A 14,569-nucleotide genomic window follows, 5' to 3' on the forward strand; every position below is an offset into this window, starting at 1 on the left:
CTGACGTCGCGGCTCGCGTCCAGTCGACGACGCCTCCGCCTGCGTATGCCCCGTCAGACACGGCGCCTACGAGGAGGACGTATGACACACCGCGTAACCGACAGGCGGAAGTTCCGCCTGATCGCCACGTTGTCGGCGGTGGCCGTGGTGGCAGCAGGCACCGCCACCGCGGCACTGGCCGCCAGGAACGGCGACCCGGCGCCACTAGGCGCGTTCGTGCCCATCGAGAAAGTCGCCTCCAACGTCGTCAACCCGAAGGTGCAGCAGGGCGGCACCAGCGGTGTGTTCACGGTCGACTGCGGCACGAACGAGAAGGGCAAGTTCAGCGCCGACAACCCGGTGGCCCAGCCGGGGCTGCCCCACGGTGCCCAGCACGTCCACGACTTCGTCGGCAACCTGTCGATCAGCGCCGAGTCGACCGACGAGAGCCTCGAGGACTCGGAGACCACCTGCAAGAACGGCGACAAGTCGTCCTACTTCTGGCCGGTCGTGCGAATCAACCCGAAGGCCAACGTGAACTCGTCCGGCTCCAGCCCGGACAAGGTCAAGGAGGCGGGCGCACCCCACATCGCCTGCCCGTCGGTCAAGGACCGTCTACCCGCCGTGCCGCAGCAGGCGAGCGGCGAGGTGGACCGCAACCTCGAGCTGCTGGACAAGCAGCTCAAGGAAGCCAACGACCGGGTGGCGCGCAACGAGAACCCCAATGACCCGAACTTCGTGAACAACGCGATCCTCGGCCCGCTGCGCGACAAGCGAGTGGCCACTCTGGACCGCATGGCGATCTCGATCGGCCGCAACGCCCCCAAGCCGAACCTGACCTCGCTCGCCGACTGCGAGCTGTTCTTCGGCGCCGGACACGGTGGCAACGGCCAGGCCCCGCGCAAGTTCAGCGGCCAGCCGGGCGGCTCCGAGGGACACGGTGAGCACGGCGATCACGGCCAGGCCCCGCGCAAGTTCGCCGGCCAGCCGGGCGGCTCTGGTGACGACGCGACCCCGACCGTGAAGTGCCCTTCGGTGCGCGGCGCGCTGGGTGCCGTGCCGGACCAGGCGATCGCCGAGGTGGACCGCAACCTCGCGCTGCTGGACAAGCAGATCGCGGAGGCCAACCAGCGGATCGTGACCACCAAGGGCCAGGGCGGCCCGAACTTCATCAACAACGCCATTCTGGGGCCGCTGAAGGACAAGCGGGTCGCCACGATCGACCGGATGGCCATCGCGATCGGCCGCAACGCCCAGAAGCCGCAGGGCCTGGAGGGCCTGGCGCCCTGCAAGCTCAGCAACGACAACGCGGGCAGCAACAACGGCGGCGGCAACAACAACGGCGGCGGTGACGCGGCCCTGGCTGTTCCCGCCGGGCCGAACCTGGAACTCGTCGGCAACGTCGGCAAGATCGTGCGGCCGGCCCAGGTGAAGATCGAGTACCGCGGCAACGCGACCAGCAAGGTCGCCGCCATGCCGAAGTTCCTGAAGATGATCGTCGGTGACGCGAAGCCGACCAGCCGCGGCCCCGCCAACGCCCGCGCCACGTGGACCTGCAGCGGGTTCGAGGACCGGCTGTCGGACAAGTACGTGATCTGCCCGAACGGCAGCAAGGTCATGCGCATGCACGACTTCGCCGGTTGCTGGGACGGCAAGAACGCCGACAGCGCCAATCACCGCGACCACGTCGCGTTCGCGGACAAGCGGACCGGCGCGTGCCCCAAGGGCTTCAAGGCGATCCCGCAGCTGCGGATCAGCATCACCTACGACATCTCGCGCGACGTGCAGGAGAAGGGCCAGTACCAGCTCGACGCGTTCCCCGAGGAGAACCACAACCCGTTCTCCGACCACAACGACTTCGCCAACGTCAACTCCGACCAGACCATGGCTCAGATCGTGAAGTGCGTCAACGAAGGACGGCGCTGCGGCTGACCGCCAGCACGTTGCAGGCGCTTGCGCGAAGTCGCTCTGTACCGCGGCGACTTCGCGCAAGCTGAGGAGCGTCTCCGGGAGTCTCTGGTGATGCGGGAGAACATCGGTGACCGCTCTGCTGCCGCCGCAGTTTGTTACCTGCTCGACGAGTTGGCTTCACGCGGGAACAGTGGGACGAGGCGGACAACTGGCTCCAGCGCACCTCGCCCGTCTGCACCGCCGGTGCGGACCACCTGGAACTCGGCCTGTCACATCACACCTTGGGCAGCATCGCGGAGTCGCTCTGCCTGATCACGTGCACGCGTTCGACACCAGTTGAGGTCACCTTCTTGGACCGAAGATCACGGTCATGTCTGCACCGCCTGACGACCGCCTTCGCGGACAGAGTCGGATCAGCTCCAGGGGGTGGTGGCCTGGAGCACCGCCTCGGTCAACGCCTCCGTGCGCAACCGCGTCACTTCCTGGTAGTCGGGGTCGGCCACCATGCGACTGAACGCGGTCCGGTCCGGGTAGCGCACGATGATCACCGCGTCCCAGTTCTGCCCTTCCTCGGCCACCAGCACGGTGGAGCCGGTTCCGGCGTAGAGGATCTCGCCGCCGTAGCGGGGCAGGAACGTCTCCCGCAGCTGACGCGCATACTCCTGGTAGGACTCGGCACCGCCTTCGGTGAACCGCAGCAGGTTCAGCATCACCACCGGCCCACCCGGGTCTTCGGCCAGCAGTCGCTTCAAGTCAGCACCACGTGGATCAACGGCCATGAGCACAGCATGCCGTGCCGCGCCGCCGCCCGCATCGGTCGATCCACCCGTCACTGCGACCTCACGTGGTGACAGACCTGCTACTCACGACGAGCAGCCTGTCGTCATCACGCAGCACCCCCACCTTCGAATCCTCTACCCAGATTCGCTGACCGTGCCGCATCACGGCGAGCACCTGATGCCCGCAGACGAGTGGCGAACGACCGACCTCGTCCTGCGTCACCGCGCGTTCGGTCAAGGTCCACTCGAGATCAGGAGACTCACCGCCGCCGTCCTGTGGCGGCACCGCGCCGGGTGCCCACTCGTAGACCTGACGGATGTCCACAACGTGATCGGCGCCCGCATGTTCGACCAGCTCGCGAACTTCAGAGCTGCGGACGACGGTGATGATCGTGGCTGTCTCGTTGAGCGAACGCACGGCGGACGTGATCCGCACGGCCGTCTCGTCGTCCGGAACCGCGACAACGACGTGATCGGCTGTGTGTGCGCCGGCCAACCACAAGGTGCGTAGACGCCAGCAGGGTCCGACCACCGCCGGCACGCCTTCCAGCACAGCCTGCTCGGCCCGCACGGGATCCGAGTCGGCCACCGTGAAGCCGTTCGCGTGGCCGTTTGCACGCAGAGCCGCGACGACGGCTCGACCGCGGACGCTGTAACCGATGAGCACGGTTCGCGAACTCACCAAATCTCCCATGGCGGACAAGCCGTGCTCCCGGAGCAGTTTGGCGCGGACGCTCACCACGACCGGTTCGCGTCCGCCTCCCTATTGTGGCGGAAACCTGCACTGTGCAACCTTGCGAGGTCCTTTCGATGAGATCGCGTATGTCGCAGCGAGCGCGGGCACGGCAGCCGATCGCAAACTGGACCGACCGCTGTGCGTAGATCAACGGTCGCTGCGGACAATGAGGACCAGACCTACGGCGAAGATCGCGGCGATCATGGCCAATCCCGCCCATCCGCCCCAGGAGGCCAACGCCAGTACCGCTACAGGCACGACCACGAACAATCCGGCCAGAACCGCTGGACGGAGGACACCGCTGGAGTCGAAGAGGAATCGGCGCATCACCACAGCCTGGCAAACGTCCTACAAGGACATTCAGGCGGGCCGACACGCAGCACCGCAACTGCTGCTCCTCGGCAACGAAGTACCCTCTCGCACGAGGAGGCTTAACGGCGATGGAACCACTCGAGCAGGAACCCGACTACCGGTTCTCGTTGGCCAACGAGCGCACGTTTCTCGCCTGGATCCGCACAGCGCTGGGTCTGCTCGCCGCGGGCGTGGCGGTCCGGCAGTTCGTGCCCCCGTTCGCGATACCCGGCGCCACGACCGGCCTTGCACTGGGATGCGTCGGGCTGGCCTTCGTCGTCGCAGTGGTCAGCTTTCCCCGGTGGCGGCGCGTTCAGCAAGCGATGCGCGCTGGGGCTCCCCTGCCACGCAACTCGATGATCGTCGCTCTCGCGGCCGGAGTGATGTTGATGGCGTTGTTCGCGGCGGTGCTGGTGGTCGTTGGATGAGTCGCGACACCGGTCTGCAACCAGAACGCACCGCGCTGGCGTGGAACCGCACCGCACTGGCCGCCGCAGCCTGCTCACTGCTCCTGCTGAACACGGCGGCGCGGCACGGCTGGAGTTCGGCGATCGTTCCTGCGATGTGCACGGCGGCCGTATCCGCATCTCTCGTCATGCTCAGCCGTCATAGTCAGTCGAGCGTGAAGCAATCGCGCGGGCTGCTCATGATCAGCGCTCTGGTGAGCCTCGCGTGCGTCTCTGCGCTGCCGCTCGTGTTGGGACACTGAGTTCCGCAGACGTTGGAGAGTTGTCAGTCATCGACGGGTCCGCTGCTCAGCACGACCAGTTTGTCGTCGCATCGCAACTCTCCGACCTCAGGATTCTCGATCCAGATCCGCTGACCGTCCCGCACAACGGCCAGCACGTCGTTGCCACACTCCAACGGCGAGCTGCCGACCTCGTCCTGCATGACCGGACGCTCCAGCACGGACCACTCCAGCTCCGACAACTGATCGCACACGATGCTGTCCATCTCCAGCGCCCACTCGCCGACCCGGTCCGCGACCAGGACGTGATCGGCGCCGAGGTACTCGATGAGCTCCTGCAGTTGTGTGCTGTGGACCAGGGTGGTGATCGTGGCGGCCTCGTTCAGGCTGCGCACGACCGAGGTGATGCGCAAAGCCAAAGCGTCGTCGGTCACGGCGACGACGACGTGGTCCGACGTGTGCACGCCTGCCGACCACAACACGTCCAGACGCCAGCCTTCACCCGTCACGGCGCGCACACCGTCCACTCCGGCCTGCACGACGCGTTCAGGGTCGGCGTCGACGATGGTGAAGTCCGTCGCGTGACCTCCGGCGAACAGAGTGCTCAGAACGACACGGCCGCGAGCGCTGTAGCCGATGAGCACGGCATGTGAGCGCATCCGACGTTCCCCATCTTGCGCGGGCGGGTGCCGGCCGATCCTGCCGACCGGCACCCGGATCTCCCCGAGGTGGCCTGGCGCGGACGCCCGCCCCGATCGGTGGCGTCCGCCCCGCCATTCTGATGGAGACCCGCACTGTGCAACCTTGCGAGGCGCTTGCGATGTGAACTCATTGTCGCGACGAGCGCGAGCGGCGCGGACGTCCACCTGTCCACAGGTAGATCCCGCCTACGACGGCCACCATCACGAGGACACCGAGGATCGCGTCGGAGCCGCCACTTTCGTTCTCCTGAGCGATGTTCTGGGTCCTGGGCACGGTGGGCACCGCCTGGGGAACGGTGGGAACGGGCGCGGGGCTGACCGGTGCGGCGGCGAGCGCGGCGAGGGGGATAGCTTCCGTGTCGTTGAAATCGACCATGCCGCTCGCTTCGAGAACTTGGATGTGGTCGAGCACCACTTCCATGCAGCGCTTGGCGAAGTCCCGGATCAACGTGTTGCGGGTGCCGGTACGAACAACCGCGAGGAACTTGTAGACACCACCGTGTGCCGCGCGGAGGCGGTTGGCGAAGACCCGGTCGAACTCGGCACTGCCGGCCGGGGCGTTGGTCATCTCCGCGATCCAGCCCTTCTGGTCGGCGTTGGACTCGCTGGGCAGCGGAACGTTCAGCGTGCGTCCGAGCTCGAGAACCTTGGCGTCCAGCTCGGCGTGGCCGCCGATCAGATGCCGGCCCGCCTCCTTGATGAGCGGGTTGGCGGACTTCTCCAGTCCCAGTCGGCCGGCGGGCCCCTCCCACAATCCGGCCAGTCGAACCTTGACGAGCATGTCCCTGCCCGCGGGTCCCATCGGGCCGAACTGGGTCTGCGTGTACTCCGGCCCGAATTCGGGTTGGGCGGACGCCTGCGGAACCGCGAGCGAACAAAGGATCGCGAGCGCCGTCACCACCTGGGCGAGACGTGTGAGCACGTGGATCTCCCTCCGCGTAGAGCGGCGATCGTGTGTACCGACACGAAGGGATACGGACGAAACGGACCGGCAAGATTATTGCACTGTGCAAACGTTATCTACTCGTTATCGACGCAGATCGTGCAGTAGTGAGGCCCCAGCGGCCTGTCCGAGCCCGTCCACCCCGCCTGATCGGCCTGCAGCCACAGCAAGTCCCACGCGAACAGACCTGTGGCGCTGGTGCGGCGCGACCGCCCGCACCCGTCGCACACCAGGATTGTCCCTGTCATGCCTTCGTCGGTGGTGGGCATGCCTGTCACGACTGGTAGGGCCTCTCATCATCCCGAGACAGACGCCGGCCGTCTCTCGTCGGCTGACGTCTGACCTTCCCCGGAAGCGCGCGGGCACGCGCCCACTACGGGCGATCCCCCGCGGCGACAAGCATGCCTGACGCGTGCATTGTGCAACCTTACGAAGTCCTTTCGAAGGCATACATCCCAGCCGCGATGCGGTCACCATGACAACGTGGTAGAAGCAGCACCAGAAACCTACGAAGAAAAGCGGGACATGGATTTCTCCGTGCTGCTCGTGGACGACGACGAGCGCATCCGCCAGGCACTCGGTCTGGCCCTCGCGGACGAGGGCTTCTCCGTGGACGAGGCCGTCTCGGGCGAAGACGCGTTGAGCCGGCTCGACAACAGTTCCTTCGACGTCGTCCTGCTCGACCTCATGCTGCCCGGAGTGGACGGTCTGCAGGTCTGCAGGAGACTGCGTGCCCAGGGCGATCTGCCGATCATCATCGTGACGGCGCGCACCGACACGCCCGACGTCATCGCCGGGCTGGAAGCGGGCGCGGACGACTACGTGACCAAGCCCCTGGTGGCGAGCGAGCTGGCCGCACGCATCCGAGCGCTGTTGCGGCGTCGTGGCGGCACGAGGGAGAACCTGTCCTACCGCATCGAGGACCTGGAGATCTGGCCGGACGAAGGCGTCGTCAAACGCGGCGGTGAGGAGATCCGGTTGACACGCACCGAATTCCGCCTCCTCGCCGAACTGGCCGGGGGCGGCGGGCGCATCGTCACCAGGGAACAGCTGTTGCAACGGGTGTGGGGGTACGACTACTACGGCGACACCCGGTTGCTCGACGTGCACATCCGCAGACTGCGCACGAAGGTCGAGCACAACGCCGAAGATCCGGTGTTCGTGCTGACGGTGCGCGGTTCCGGTTACAAGATCGGCCCACCGAGGTGATGGTGCCCCGCCTCTCCCTGCGCTGGCGGGTGGCCGCCGCGCTCGGTCTCGGTTCCGTGCTCGTCACCAGCCTGCTGGCCATCGCGACGTGGAACCTCGCGTCGGATTACATGCTCCGGCAGCGCGTGCAGGCCACGACCCGTCAGGCGGAGGTCAACCTGCGCCTGGTCGAGGAGGCGGTTCGCACCAACTCCGACGGGCTGACCGAACTGCTGACCGGACTCACCACAAATCCGGACTCGACGATCATGCTCTTCCACGGGAACGAGGTGCTGACGAGCGGACGACAGGTCGACCCCGCCGTCGTTCCTCCTGACCTGATCGTGATGGCACGCGACGGCACGCCCGCCAGGCAACGCCTCCGTGCCGACGGCATCCCGGTGATCGCGGTGGCCCAGTCACTGGCCGACGGGCAGGGCGTTTACGTCGAACTCTTCCAGCTCGTCCAACTCGACCGCACCTTCCGCTTCCTCAGCGGCCTGCTGATCGCCGGAATAGTGCTCAGCGGCATGATCGGCGTGGGACTGGGTTCCTGGGCCAGCAGACGCGCGCTGAGACCCTTGACCGAACTGACCGCTGCCGCGTCACGCATCGCCGGCGGCGATCTGAAAGCACGACTACCCAGCCAGCGCGACCCCGACCTCGGTCCGCTGGCCAGTACGTTCAACACGACCGCCGACGCGTTGGAGCAACGCGTGCTGCGCGATGCCCGGTTCGCGGGCGACGTCAGCCACGAACTCCGCTCGCCCCTCACAACAATGGTCAACGCCGCCGCGGTGCTCCGGCGGCGGCAGGCGGAGTTGCCCGGCACGGCCGGCAAGGCACTCGGGTTGCTCACGTCCGAGGTAGACAGGTTCGCCCGCATGGTGGTCGACCTGATGGAGATCAGCCGCGCCGACCAGGACGGCGACAAGGCGGACTTCGAGCCGCTCGACGTCGGTGCCCTCGTACACGGCGCCGCAGGTCTGCGGCTGGGCCAGGAGGTTGAGATCGTCGTCGAGCCACCAACGCCACTGGTGCTCGGCGACCGGCGCAGGCTCGACCGTGTCATCGGCAACCTCATCGAAAACGCCGAACAGCACGCCGGAGGCGCCGTCCGGCTGACCGTGCTCCACCAGGACGGCAGCGTCCGGCTCGAGGTCGATGATGCGGGACCCGGCGTACCTCGTGACATGAGGAGCCAGGTGTTCGAACGCTTCACCCGTGGTGCCCGGGCGGGCAGCCGGGGTGCCGACACCGGCAGCGGTCTCGGTCTGGCGCTCGTCGCCGAACACGTCCGCCGCCATCACGGCAAGGTGTGGGTCGAGGACCGCCCTGGCGGTGGAGCGCGATTCGTCGTGAAGCTTCCGGAGGCCCTCGCATGAGAATCTTCTTGGTGGCCGCTGTATGCCTTTCGACCGCCGCGTGTGGAGTGTCCACACAGGATGAGCCGGAACCGCTGAGCACCACGACCACGCACAAAGAGGCGCCTACGCCGGTGGTGACGCAGCGGCGCCATTCGACGCCGACGACCACTTCAACCACCCCGAGCACGCCCGCCGCCTCGACAGCGCTCACTCCGTCACCCGGCGCGACAGGCGATCGTTAGCCACTCGTCAGACGCAGCGGCCGAGAAGTCGGACAGGATGGACGGAATCCGCCGGAAGGACTCCGTTTTGAGCCGAAGCCGTTCCATGCCCGCCAACGCGGACGCAGTTTTCGACGTCTTGTCCGATCTCGACAACATGACCACCTGGCTACCCGACTCCATCGAGGTCGAGTTGTCCGGCCCCAACCTCATCCGCCTGTGGTTGCCGGGCCTGCACGCTGATGTCGACGTCGAGCGGCAGGTCACCATCGACTGGGAACGGTTGCGCATCACCTGGGGCAGCGAAACCACGACGAGCTGCAACGGCACCCTCCAGGTCCTCCGGCTGACCGCAGGCCGTAGCGCGGTCTCCGTGCGCCTGACCGGCCCGCCCGGAGCGTCACGGAGCGCGGTCGACACCTGGGTCGAATCAGCGCTCGACGCCCTCGAAACCGTCGTAGCTGACGAATGCCGTACAAAACAGGCAGTGCACCAACCGGTGCTGTGATCACAGCACCGAAGTTGCGGTACAACAGTCGCATGACCCGGTCCAAGGTCGGCGCGAACGACGTCGACGCGCTCACCGACGCCGTGCTCACAGCCTCGCGCCTGCTGGTCGCCGTGTCCGCGCGCTCGCTCGCGGCCTTCGAGGAGACCCTCACCCTGCCGCAGTTCCGGATGCTAGTCGTCCTGGACAGCCGGGGAGCGATGAAGCTCAGCTCGTTGGCCGAACTGCTGGACGTCAACCCGTCCACCGTGACCCGCATGGTCGAACGCCTCGTGACGACCGGGATGGTCGCACGCCAGCCCAACCCGGCAACGCGCCGTGAGATCGTGACCGAACTGACCAACGAGGGCCGCAGGGTCGTGCGCGGCGTGACCCGACGACGTCGTGCGGCGATCGGGAAGATCGTCGCGAGGATGCCCGAGGATGAACGCCGAGGACTCGTCGATGCGCTGACCGCCTTCACCGAAGCAGGCGGCGAGCCCACGGTGACCACCGCTGATCTCGGCTGGATCTGACCGGAGTCAACCCAGCCACCTCCCCCCATCGACGGCGACCACCAGCGACACCAGCGCAACGGCGGCTCCGACCACCACCTGGTTGATCTGGACCACCGAGCTGACGTCGGCACGCACCGCGAACGCCGCCACGACGAGCGTCCCAGCGAGACCGATGTTCACGGTGCGCAACCCAGGAACGTCCAAAATCGCCAGAGCACGCAGCATTCCTGCCAGCATGATCACCACGGCCAGACCCAGCGGGATCCAGTACGGCCGGAAAAGGTGTTGTGAGGCCTGGAAATCGAGCAGCGGAGGAGCGGCGATCAGCCACACACCCGCGAGGAACGTCAGGGTTCCTGCTCTGGCTTCCGCTTGCCGACGTCTTTCTTCACGCACACAACGATCTTTGCCCTCGACAAGCGAAGTACCGGCCAAGTTCAAACATCGTAGGGAGCTCGCAACGTCCGCCGTCGGCGGCGGAGCGACCGGTTCCAGCAACCCAGAGCGGGGCGTGGCCTGGTCGCGGACGATCGAGCACGTTGCCGGTGGGCGGCAGCGCGGAGGCGAGGATCCGTGCTGCCGCCCACCGGACGGTCTACAAGCCGGAACATCCAGTCGCGCAGCATGATGCGCCACCGCGACGAGGGTGCCATCCACTGGGTGAAGCGCCGGCCGAACTCCTGCGTGCGGGTGACCGGTGGCTTCACCTCTTCCTCATCCAGACCGCCACAGGACTACCCAACCTCCCGATCTGGCTGCTGAGCAGGCAGGTGTGGCGGGCCTCGGCGCGGGTCGCGGACCGGTTCCAGGACGGCCGGGTCTTCCTGGTCGGCGACGCCGCCCACGTGACCACGCCCTGCGGCGGTTTGGGGCTCAACTGCGGCATCGCTGATGACGATAACCTGGCCTGGAAGCTCGTCGCCGTGCACCACGGCTGGGTAAGCGCCACCCTCCTGGCAACCTACGAAGCCGAACGCCGCTCGGTAGCGGTCGCGACCGTCGAGAAAGCCACCTTCGATTGTTGGAAGCCACCGTGGCCCACCACTCCGGCGCTCAACCACGGGCCCGCCCCAGCGAAGGCCTGGTCCTGGGCCACCACTACAACTCGGCCGCGGTCGTCACGGACCGGACACCACCACCGGACACCCATCCGGTGACCGAGTACGTACCGAGCGCGCGTCCCGGCCACCGCGCACCACACAGCGCCCTCGACCAGAACAAGTCGGTCCTCAACCACGTCGGCGACGGGTTCCTGCTGATCTCAGGCACCGCGGCACGACACAACCTCACCTACCTGCGCGCGACCAGGATGCCGATCACCGTGTACGTCACGGCCGACCCGGACCTGCTAGTCCTTCACGGTATAGACGACCACGGAGTTGTGCTCATGCGCCTCGACGGCCACGTCTTCTGGCGTGCCCTGAACCTCTGATGATCGCGTGCCGAACCAGACCTGGGCCGGTGCGAACCGACCACCTCGTCACGCTGCCCTGCTACAACCGTCCAGCGGGCAAGGAGGTCTGACAGCCGTGTGGCCGGACGACTTGTGAGCGTTCCAGATCGCCTCCATGTCGAGCTCTTGGATCGCCGCCCGCATGCGCGCGAACGCCTTGTCCGAGTAGCAGGTGTGCCGCTGCGACATGAAGACGAAGTCGTTCTTGCAAGCCGGATCGTCGTCGATCCCCAGATGATCCTTCAACGCGCGCGCCCTGGGCATCGTGAGCCCGAGGGCATGAGCCAGCTCAGAAGCCGATCTGTGAAAGGTGCGCTGAAGATCGACCTCGCGCACCGCCGCCGCAGGAACGTCCTCATCGGACACATAGCGAACAGCGGCCCATTGGTTCTTAGTGAAGTGGACCTTCAGCGTGACCCCGGCCCCTTCGATCGCCGTCGCGATCTCGTCGAGTCTTGGGAACACCCTGCTCCTGCTCTCCCCGTCCCTCATACCCCGTGCGACGCGTTCGACGTCCTTCTTGGACACCCGAGCCTCGGGGTCGACGTGGGACTCCATCGCCAGAAGCGTGCGAATCCGTGCACGGGCGTCATGTCCCGCTCGCCGCCCAGGCTGCAAGAGCGCCGCAATCTGGCTGTACTCCTCGTCCAGCAGGATGTTCAGCTCACGCGGCGGATCAACGGACAGTGGAAGAACCCGGTGTGGGAGGTGCTCGGTCAGCGGTTCAGCGAAGACCCTATGCAACAAGTCGTCGAACAACGTGTGGGGTGCCAAAACATGGCTCAGCGACCTGACCTGCGGATCAAGCCGCTGCAGGTTCGTACTCGTTGATCAAGCCGCCGAGCACTCGCCGACGACGTACAGATCTACAGCCTGGGTCTCCGGCCGGGTGATCGGGTCGTGGTGGAGTGTGGTGTCGCGCTCGGTGTGGTCGCCGGTGGTTGTAGTGGGACGCATAGCGGTTCAGCACTGAGTTGAGGTGACGCTCGTTGATGACGAGCAGCCGGTCGGTGAGCTCTCGTCTGACTGTGCCGACGAACCGTTCCGCGTAACAGTTGGCTTGTGGACACCGCGGTGGGATCTTCACGACGTCGATACCGGCGTCAGCGAGAACCGAGTCGAACGACGCCGTGAACTGACCGGCCCGGTCACGGACCAGAAATCGAAACTCGTTGGCCCGGTCGTCCAGCGCCATGAGGAAGTTGCGAGCTTGCTGCGTGGTCCACAGACCGTCAGGGTTGGTGGTGGTCCCGAGTATGTGAACGTAGCGGGTGCCGACCTCCATCACGAAGAACACGTACACCCGTTTCAACGTGACGACGCAGTCGACGTGGAAGAAGTCGCACGCCAGCATGCTCGCCGCCTGCACGCGCAGAAACCGCCGCCACGACATGTCGGTATCCCGAGTCGGCGAGGGCGGAATCCGAAGCCGCTTCAGCACACGACGAACAGTCGACGCGGCCGTCCGATGGCCGAGCTTGAGCAGTTCACCTTGGATACGGCGGTAACCCCAGCCCGTGTTCTCCCGCGCCATACGCTCGATCAACGCCACGACGGTCTCATCAACCTGCGGTCGACCAGTCCGGTTCGGGTAGGTCCACTTCTTCGCAACCAAGCGCCGATGCCACCGCAACACCGTGCCTGGAGACACCAACCGGTGCTGTCGCAGCCACCTCGGTAGCTGCCGCACCAACGCGGCCAGAACTGCACGATCAGCCCAATCCAACCGCGGACGCCGCTGACCTCGACGCAACACCGCGACTTCGTGTCGTAACACCAGCAACTCAACGTCCTTGACCGCCGAGGACCGGCCGAGCAGCCCCAGCCAGCCACCGAGCCGAACAACGATGAAGTACACCAGTCGCAGCGCCACGCCCACGATCATGCCCGCAGGACGACAGAACCTGATCACCGCGGCTTAGCGCGTGGCGGCAGAGTTCTGACACCCCACAAGGCCTGCAAGGTACTCACGATCTACCTATAACCGCTCAGCGCCTCCCCAGACGCGCATCGCACCGAGACGTCCGGCAGCGCGCCGGTTATATGGCTCCAAGGCTCGGCCGCCTTCACCAGCTGTCTTCGAGCCGGACGTCGTAGCCATCATCGTCGGTTGCCGGGCGCCGGGCCGGCGGTGTCTTCGGTGCCGGGCCAACGGAGGGTCGTTGTGCCCTGAGCTGTTCGCCGCGGACCTCGGCTGCTCGCGCCTGGCCGGACAGCACTGCGGCGTGGTCCCGCAGTGCCGCGAAGGACCGCGTGCCGTGCTGGGTCGTGTCGGCGATGTGGGCTCGGAAGCGGAGCAGGTCGGCGTCGTCGATCATGCGCCCATGTCCTGCTTCAGCTTGCGGAACGTCTGTGCCTCGGAGTGCTTGCTCAGCAATTCGAGCATCGCCTGGTAGTTCTCCGACATCGTCCGCTTCACGGAGTCGGTACCTTGGTACCAGAAGCCGATGAGCGTCGGGATCCCACTGACCTGGTTCTGCGATTCGCGCAGCACGGTGTTGATGTCCTGCTTGTGGTCGACGCCCTCGGTCCACTCCCAGCCGTACCAGCGGTACCACTTCTCGGTGGCGATGTGGTTGGAGGCGTACGCCCTTGCCACGGTCCTGCGCCCGTTCACGCTCGGGTCCCAGCCGATCGGCATGTCGTAGGCCTCGCCCTGCCCCGGTTCCTCGCCGTGGCAGGCAATGCCGCACAACGGGATGTGGTCGATCTTCTCCCCGTCGAGGCGGTGGATCTCGTGCGGCTTCGGCACGCCCTCGAACGCCAAGAGCCCTTGTGAGAACTCACGGTAGCCGTTTCCGCCGTAGAGCTCGCGGGTCTTGCGCATCGTCTCCTCGACCGCCTTGCCCGCATTCTGGAGGGAGGAGCTGTACGCCGTCAGCGCGATCAGGAGTTGCGTGACACGCCCCTGGAAGGCTTCGGCAGCCTCGCCGTCCCAGGCGTCCTCGATCTTCGCGGCCCCGTCCTTCACGCAGCGCGCGATATCGGCGAGGCCCGCGGCCAGGCCCGACAGCCGGGCTCCCTCGCGTTCGACCTTGCCCCACCCCACGCCTGAGATCTCGGCTCGCTTCTCGCCGGGCTTCGGCTGCAGGTCGAGCTCCAGCTTTTCGTCGTAGCCCGGCAGCAACGTCTCGACACCGCGGTCGAGTGGCTTCCCGATCTCGTCGGAGCTGTCCCCCGTGCCTGCGGTGTCGAGCAGCACTCGCTTCATCTCGTCGACGGCATCTGGCTTCGCGATGTCCATAAC

The 14,569-nt window shown here is 66.4% G+C and carries 18 protein-coding genes and 1 pseudogene; 9 read left to right on the forward strand and 10 right to left on the reverse strand.

All coding sequences use genetic code 11. The annotated features are described in order from the left end of the window. Positions 1–81 precede the first annotated feature (81 nt). Entirely contained in the window at positions 82–1,911 is a 1,830-nt protein-coding gene (locus OG205_RS10050) for a DUF1996 domain-containing protein (protein ID WP_330275920.1), read from the forward strand. Between the two features lie 392 nt (positions 1,912–2,303). Here OG205_RS10050 and OG205_RS10055 read toward each other — a convergent pair whose 3' ends face one another. From OG205_RS10055 to OG205_RS10065, 3 genes are all read right to left on the reverse strand, one after another. Continuing rightward, positions 2,304–2,642, reverse strand: a complete 339-nt coding sequence (locus OG205_RS10055; protein ID WP_330275921.1) for a DUF1330 domain-containing protein — start codon at positions 2,640–2,642, stop codon at positions 2,304–2,306. A gap of 88 nt (positions 2,643–2,730) precedes the next feature. Further along, positions 2,731–3,351, reverse strand: a complete 621-nt coding sequence (locus OG205_RS10060) for an NAD(P)-binding protein (protein WP_330275922.1) — start codon at positions 3,349–3,351, stop codon at positions 2,731–2,733. 201 nt (positions 3,352–3,552) lie between these two features. Continuing rightward, positions 3,553–3,732: a hypothetical protein gene (locus tag OG205_RS10065; protein ID WP_330275923.1), complete on the reverse strand. Its 180-nt coding sequence runs from the start codon at positions 3,730–3,732 to the stop codon at positions 3,553–3,555. Positions 3,733–3,845: 113 nt separating this feature from the next. On the opposite strand from OG205_RS10065, the gene OG205_RS10070 reads away from it, so the two are divergent. Together OG205_RS10070 and OG205_RS10075 are read left to right on the forward strand one after the other, a co-directional pair. Then, positions 3,846–4,184: a YidH family protein gene (locus OG205_RS10070; RefSeq protein ID WP_330275924.1), complete on the forward strand. Its 339-nt coding sequence runs from the start codon at positions 3,846–3,848 to the stop codon at positions 4,182–4,184. Next, positions 4,181–4,465, forward strand: a complete 285-nt coding sequence (locus OG205_RS10075) for a DUF202 domain-containing protein (RefSeq protein ID WP_330275925.1) — start codon at positions 4,181–4,183, stop codon at positions 4,463–4,465. The genes OG205_RS10070 and OG205_RS10075 overlap by 4 nt, the downstream gene beginning before the upstream one ends. A gap of 23 nt (positions 4,466–4,488) precedes the next feature. Here OG205_RS10075 and OG205_RS10080 read toward each other — a convergent pair whose 3' ends face one another. Together OG205_RS10080 and OG205_RS10085 are read right to left on the reverse strand one after the other, a co-directional pair. Continuing rightward, positions 4,489–5,103, reverse strand: a complete 615-nt coding sequence (locus tag OG205_RS10080) for an NAD(P)-binding protein (protein WP_330275926.1) — start codon at positions 5,101–5,103, stop codon at positions 4,489–4,491. Between the two features lie 169 nt (positions 5,104–5,272). Continuing rightward, positions 5,273–6,067: a DUF4142 domain-containing protein gene (locus OG205_RS10085; RefSeq protein WP_330275927.1), complete on the reverse strand. Its 795-nt coding sequence runs from the start codon at positions 6,065–6,067 to the stop codon at positions 5,273–5,275. 546 nt (positions 6,068–6,613) lie between these two features. On the opposite strand from OG205_RS10085, the gene OG205_RS10090 reads away from it, so the two are divergent. The 4 genes from OG205_RS10090 to OG205_RS10105 all read left to right on the forward strand — a co-directional run bounded on the left by OG205_RS10090 (position 6,614) and on the right by OG205_RS10105 (position 9,887). Next, positions 6,614–7,297, forward strand: a complete 684-nt coding sequence (locus tag OG205_RS10090; RefSeq protein ID WP_330275928.1) for a response regulator transcription factor — start codon at positions 6,614–6,616, stop codon at positions 7,295–7,297. Then, a complete protein-coding gene (locus OG205_RS10095) occupies positions 7,297–8,661 on the forward strand; it encodes a sensor histidine kinase (RefSeq protein ID WP_330275929.1) in 1,365 nt (454 codons plus the stop codon). Before OG205_RS10090 ends, OG205_RS10095 begins: the two co-directional genes overlap by 1 nt. A gap of 261 nt (positions 8,662–8,922) precedes the next feature. Beyond that, positions 8,923–9,372, forward strand: a complete 450-nt coding sequence (locus OG205_RS10100) for an SRPBCC family protein (protein ID WP_330275930.1) — start codon at positions 8,923–8,925, stop codon at positions 9,370–9,372. A gap of 32 nt (positions 9,373–9,404) precedes the next feature. Beyond that, a complete protein-coding gene (locus tag OG205_RS10105; protein ID WP_330275931.1) occupies positions 9,405–9,887 on the forward strand; it encodes a MarR family winged helix-turn-helix transcriptional regulator in 483 nt (160 codons plus the stop codon). Between the two features lie 6 nt (positions 9,888–9,893). Here the strand turns inward: OG205_RS10105 and OG205_RS10110 are convergent, their stop codons facing one another. Further along, a complete protein-coding gene (locus OG205_RS10110; RefSeq protein ID WP_330275932.1) occupies positions 9,894–10,310 on the reverse strand; it encodes an SPW repeat domain-containing protein in 417 nt (138 codons plus the stop codon). A gap of 104 nt (positions 10,311–10,414) precedes the next feature. Between OG205_RS10110 and OG205_RS46745 the strand changes: the two are divergent. Beyond that, positions 10,415–10,864 (forward strand): annotated as a pseudogene (locus OG205_RS46745) (FAD-dependent monooxygenase); the annotation flags it as partial. Positions 10,865–10,890: 26 nt separating this feature from the next. Continuing rightward, complete coding sequence (locus tag OG205_RS10115) at positions 10,891–11,301, forward strand: hypothetical protein (RefSeq protein ID WP_330275933.1); 411 nt, start codon at positions 10,891–10,893, stop codon at positions 11,299–11,301. A 48-nt stretch (positions 11,302–11,349) separates the two neighbouring features. On the opposite strand, the gene OG205_RS10120 is transcribed toward OG205_RS10115, so the two are convergent. The 4 genes from OG205_RS10120 to OG205_RS10135 all read right to left on the reverse strand — a co-directional run bounded on the left by OG205_RS10120 (position 11,350) and on the right by OG205_RS10135 (position 14,566). Then, positions 11,350–12,081, reverse strand: coding sequence for a hypothetical protein (locus OG205_RS10120; protein WP_330275934.1), 732 nt, complete (start codon positions 12,079–12,081; stop codon positions 11,350–11,352). A gap of 43 nt (positions 12,082–12,124) precedes the next feature. Beyond that, positions 12,125–13,195, reverse strand: coding sequence for an integrase core domain-containing protein (locus OG205_RS10125; RefSeq protein WP_330275935.1), 1,071 nt, complete (start codon positions 13,193–13,195; stop codon positions 12,125–12,127). A gap of 193 nt (positions 13,196–13,388) precedes the next feature. Further along, complete coding sequence (locus OG205_RS10130; protein ID WP_330275936.1) at positions 13,389–13,640, reverse strand: hypothetical protein; 252 nt, start codon at positions 13,638–13,640, stop codon at positions 13,389–13,391. Continuing rightward, the gene (locus OG205_RS10135; RefSeq protein ID WP_330275937.1) at positions 13,637–14,566 is read right to left on the reverse strand and encodes a WXG100 family type VII secretion target; all 930 of its coding nucleotides are present in this window, start codon (positions 14,564–14,566) and stop codon (positions 13,637–13,639) included. Before OG205_RS10135 ends, OG205_RS10130 begins: the two co-directional genes overlap by 4 nt. Between the last annotated feature and the right edge of the window lie 3 nt (positions 14,567–14,569).

It is taken from the genome of Lentzea sp. NBC_00516 (assembly GCF_036346835.1).
In the GTDB taxonomy this organism is placed as follows: Bacteria; Actinomycetota; Actinomycetes; order Mycobacteriales; family Pseudonocardiaceae; genus Lentzea; species Lentzea sokolovensis.